The sequence below is a fragment of the Streptomyces sp. NPDC051286 genome (assembly GCF_044455345.1).
Classification (GTDB): domain Bacteria; phylum Actinomycetota; class Actinomycetes; order Streptomycetales; family Streptomycetaceae; genus Streptomyces.
This window is the reverse complement of sequence record NZ_JBITER010000120.1, coordinates 1-4,566: the sequence shown is the minus strand read 5'-3', so window position 1 is coordinate 4,566 and position 4,566 is coordinate 1. Positions and strand designations below refer to the sequence as shown.

Here is a 4,566-nt window from a genome sequence, read left to right as displayed (position 1 = left end):
TGGACCGGACACGACCAGCACCACACCCGCAGCAGCCGCCTCGAACGCCTCGCCTACCGACTCACGGCCTGACCCAGGAATTACGCAGCAGAGTCCACGTCGGACAGGACCCAGGCCGCGTACCAGGTGTCGCCCTCGGGGTGCGCCCGCGCCTGCTCGATCGCTTCATCGAGCAGGCCGCAGTCGGCCATGAGCGGAAGCCGCATTTGGAAGAGGTCCCAGTCCTCCTTGCCGTCGCTTCGCGCCTTGATGGCATCGAGGTGGGCCAGGCCGTCCCGGGGCCGGCCGTGGTCGGCGTACAGGGTGCAAAGAGTGTGGACGATCCAGTCCTCCGCGTCGTGTTCGGTGAGCGCGCGCAGCACCTCGATCGCCTCGTCGCTCCGTCCGTGCCGGACCAGGATCTCGGACAGCGGTACAGCCACATGCCACATGCCGGACGGCGTGGCACCGAACGTGCGGTAGGCGGCGATCGCGCCTTCCACGTTGCCGCGTTCCTCCAGCACTTCGGCAAGGCGCTGCGCGGCGTGCCCGTGGTGCTCGGACGCCGCGTACGCACGCAGTTCCGTGATCCGGTCGTGCCTGGCCAGCAGGTCGGCCAGCTGGTCACGGCCGTTGACAGAAGTGGCCTCGCGGGTGTGCAGCAGGGCGATCGCCTCCTCGATCCGGCCCTGCCGTTCCCTGATCGTGGCGAGCAGGCCGACTGCGTTGGACGGTTCCATCCGGAGGTTGTTGCAGTCGGGGTCGTTGCAAGCGGGGACCGCCCCTTCTATCCGGACCTCCAACAGGGCCGCCGCTTCCTCGTCCATGCCCGCCGCTTCGGCGACGTCGACCAGGCACTCGGCGAGAAACCAGTCCTGGATCCCGGCACGCAGCAGCATGAACGCCTCGCCGCTGCGGCCGTGGCGGGCCAGCAGGCGCGCGAGGAAGACCAGCGCCAGCCGGTCACCGGCCTCCGCGTACGGGCGGGACAGCGCGATCGCCTCCTCCACCCGGCCCCAGCCCTCCAGCAGCTCCGCCCGAGCTCTGGCCGCTGGCCACCAGTTCGTGGCGATGTACGGAGCGAGCACCTCCAACGCCTGCTCGCGCTGGCCCCGATGCCCGAGCAGCCGTGCCCACTCCAGCGCGCAGAACCACTCCCCGCGGCCGGCCTGGAACTCCACTTCCCGCTCATGACCGAGTTCGAGAAGCCGCGACACCAGCAGCGGAGGAATGCAGCCCGTCAGCGTTCGGGCCCGGTAGTCGAGATCAGCAGCGTCCACGACAGCGCACCTTAGCCCTCACCACCGACACGGCCCGCGCGTCGGAGCCATCGCACGTGAGGGTAGACGTCAAAAAACCTTCGTTTTCTGAAGATCTCTCCCGAAGGGTCGCCCGGACCCCCAGGGCCTTCAAAAACCCTTCAAAAACCTGGGACCTTCAAGAACTCCGGACCACCGTTTTCTGACATGATCCGGGGCCATGACCACCCCCGCACCGGCCGAGCCGGGCCTCCTCGTCGCCGAACCCCTCGTCTGCACCGAGATCAAAATCGGGTACGCCCGGGTGTCGACCAGCGGGCAGAAGCTGGAGCGGCAGCTCGACGCGCTCACCGCCGCCGGGTGCCGGAAGATCTTCGCGGACAAGAAGTCCGGCAAGGACGCACTCCGTCCCGAGCTGAAGGCGTGCCACGGGCGTTGTCACGTTGTTGGGTGCGTGGCTGTCTGTTGGTGCGTCGGGGCGTGGTGGGCCCGCGTCCCGGGCCTGTGTTCAGGCCGTGGTGGGCAGGTTGGCAGCGCCGGTGATCTGGTCCCAGATCGCGAAGCGGACGGTCATCTCGGTGCGGTAGTTCGAGGCGGTCATCAGGTGGCGGTGAGGTCGGAAGTGCGGTGAGATACCGCTGAGCGCGGCCAGGAACCGTTGTGCGGCACCCACCGATCGGAAGCCTTTCATCGCGCGCTCGCGTTGCCGCGTGGGCTGGTGGCTGTTCTCGGCCCGGTTGTTCAGGCCCTTGTGGGAGCGGTGCTCCACCGATGGCATGACCTCACGGTGGGCGGTGCCGTAGGAGCGCAGCTTGTCGGTGATGATCACCCGCGGGACCGCACGCGTTTTCTTCAGCAGGCGGCGGAAGAAGCGCCGGGCGGCGGCCTTGTCCCGCCGGTTCTGCACGAGGACGTCCAGAACGGTGCCGCCGGCGTCGACGGCCCGCCACAGGTACTTCAGCTCCCCGTTGATCTTCACGAACACCTCGTCCAGATGCCATTTATCCCCGGGCCGCAGCCGGCGGCGGCGCAGTCCGTTCGCATAGGCCTGCCCGAACTTCATGCACCAGCGGCGGATCGTCTCATAGGAGACGATCACGCCGCGCTGCAGCATCAGCTCCTCCACCTCGCGGAAGCTGAGCGGGAAGCGGAAGTACAGCCACACGCAGTGGGAGATCACCTCGATCGGGTACCGATGCCCCTTGTACGACGGCGACGCACTCTCCACCGACGACTTCCCCTCCACCATGACCAACCCGAAGATCATCCCACCCGGTCAGCCAATGTGACAGTGCCGTTCGGGGAGCTGTTCGCCGATGCGGAGTTCGGGTCTTCAGGCGGGCAAAAATGCCATTTGCGCTGGCCATGTCTTCAGCGGCGACGCGCTGCTGCACTTCTTCTCGGCGGGTGTGTTCGCAGTCCGGGCACAGACTGCCCTGCGTGGGGCAATGGCCGTCGAGGCCCTCCGTGCCGGGATCGACATCGGCCTGGCAAGACTGGCACTCCCAGACCGCCTCCGGCCAGGCCAGTTCTTCGTGCCGGTGCTGCTCCAGAGTTCGGGCAGCCTCGCGCTCCTGGCGGCGCGACGACCGGGGCCTGACGACTCATCGGTCACCTATCAGCCCACGTCTGGAACGCGAAGGGTCATGATGAGTAGCAGACCATCAGCTCGATGGTGAAAGCAGAGACCGGCAGAGCTCCGGTGCTGCACCGGACACCACTCCACGCCCCATGACCGACCAGACACCAGCAGACGAGTCAGCTGCAAGCCAACCAGGTGACGAACACGCCGCCCGCTCGGTAGTTGTCAAGTCAAATGAGACGTTTATATCGCTATGAGTTTTGTGGTTCGGATTATGCTCGTTTGGCGGGGTCGTTGATCCAGACCTGGCCGGGTATCTCGGGTGGTTTCGGCCGTCGGGCGAAGCGTTCGGGGTGGCGTTCGTAGGCCTCGGCGAGGGCGACGGACCGCTGGTCCCTGACCTCGTGGGCGGTGCCGAAGTGCACGGATGCGGGGGGTGCAGGCCGATCCCGGAGTGCCGGTGCTCGTGGTTGTAGTAGGCGATGAACGCGTCCATCCACTTCCGGGCGTGTGCCAGGGAGTCGAAGCGTTCGGGGTAGTCGGGTGCGTAGTTGGTGGTGCGGAACTGGCTTTCGCTGAAGGGGTTGTCGTTGCTCACCCTGGGGCGGGAGTGGCTCCGGGTGACGCCAAGGTCGATCAGTAGCTGGGAGATTTTCTTGCTGGTCATGGAGGTGCCGCGGTCCGCGTGGACGGTGTGGGGCACGATGCCGTTGCGCTCGATGGTCTCGCGGATCAACTCCTCGGCCCGCTCAGCCGTTTCAGCCAGTTCGACGGTGTGCCCGACGATGTACCGGCTGAAGATGTCGATGATCACGTAGGCGTGGAACCAGATGCCCTTGGCCGGGCCGGGCAGTCGGGTGATGTCCCAGGTCAAAATCTCCGAGGGCCCGTTGGCGACCAGTTCGGGGATCGTCCTGGGCGGGTGGGTGGCCTGGCGGCGGCGTTCGCCGTTCTGCCCGGCGGCGGACAGGATCCGGTACATCGTCCGCTGCGAGCACCAGTAGTTCCCCGCGTCCAGCTCACGTGCCCACACCTGGGCGGGTGGCAGGTCGACGTACTCCGGCCGGTTCAGCAGCGCCAGGACCTGGGCCCGCCCGGCCGGTGAGAGGGCCGAGGCGGGCGTGGGTCTTGGGGACGGTGCGGGCTTCGGCTTCGGGCTGAGGCGGCGGTAGTGGATGGCGCGTGAGCGTCCGGTCAGGCGGCAGGCCGCCGTGGTCCCCAACTGGCCCTGGACGCCGGTGAAAGCCTCGTCGATCACCGGTGCGGCGGCGTGCTTCAGTCCGCGCTCTCGGAGAGCAGTTCGGGGGCCGAGGAGTATCCGAGCAGGGATCACCGCTACGGCGTTCAGTTTCCTGAACACTGATGGGTGGTGTGGGGCAGAGTGGCAGGCTGTCGCGGGTGACGGAGTGGTTGAAGAAGTTCCGCCGCGAGCGGCGTGTGTTGGCGCGGGTGCAGCGGGCCGCGTGGCGGCTGGAGCAGGCTGAGCGAGAGCGGGACTGGGCCCTGGCTGCCGCCCGGCACGAGAAGGTCTCCGTCCGGAAGGTCGCCGAGGCGGCGGGGCTGTCGCCGACCCGGGTGCACCAGCTCACCCAGGGCGCCGACCTCGACGCCCTGGACGCCGCGCTCGGGCTGCTGCGTGCCGCGGGCTGGCCGGCCCCGGAAGACCCGGACGGCAGCGACGACGAGGAGCTGTCCGGCCGTGCGAACATCGCCGAGCGCCTGCAGGACGAGGTCGCGTGGGTCCGG

At 67.9% G+C, this 4,566-nt stretch carries 4 protein-coding genes and 1 pseudogene; 2 read left to right on the top strand and 3 right to left on the bottom strand.

The annotated features are described in order from the left end of the window. Positions 1 to 80: 80 nt before the first annotated feature. Positions 81 to 1,259: a hypothetical protein gene (locus ACIBB8_RS37455; RefSeq protein WP_398959835.1), complete on the bottom strand. Its 1,179-nt coding sequence runs from the start codon at positions 1,257 to 1,259 to the stop codon at positions 81 to 83. 199 nt (positions 1,260 to 1,458) lie between these two features. Here ACIBB8_RS37455 and ACIBB8_RS37450 point away from each other — a divergent pair. Further along, a pseudogene (locus ACIBB8_RS37450) lies at positions 1,459 to 1,671 on the top strand (recombinase family protein); the annotation flags it as partial. Positions 1,672 to 1,746: 75 nt separating this feature from the next. Here ACIBB8_RS37450 and ACIBB8_RS37445 read toward each other — a convergent pair. Then, complete coding sequence (locus ACIBB8_RS37445) at positions 1,747 to 2,487, bottom strand: IS6 family transposase (protein ID WP_398959837.1); 741 nt, start codon at positions 2,485 to 2,487, stop codon at positions 1,747 to 1,749. Positions 2,488 to 2,902: 415 nt separating this feature from the next. Next, entirely contained in the window at positions 2,903 to 4,180 is a 1,278-nt protein-coding gene (locus tag ACIBB8_RS37440; protein WP_398959833.1) for a transposase, read from the bottom strand. A gap of 38 nt (positions 4,181 to 4,218) precedes the next feature. Here ACIBB8_RS37440 and ACIBB8_RS37435 point away from each other — a divergent pair. Beyond that, a partial coding sequence (locus tag ACIBB8_RS37435) for a hypothetical protein (RefSeq protein WP_398959831.1) occupies positions 4,219 to 4,566 on the top strand: 348 nt, incomplete at its 3' end.

What these genes read in the sequence shown, in the direction of transcription:
- ACIBB8_RS37445 (WP_398959837.1), bottom strand. Translation starts at nt 2,487, where the DNA reads ATGGTGGAGGGGAAGTCGTCGGTGGAGAGTGCGTCGCCGTCGTACAAG.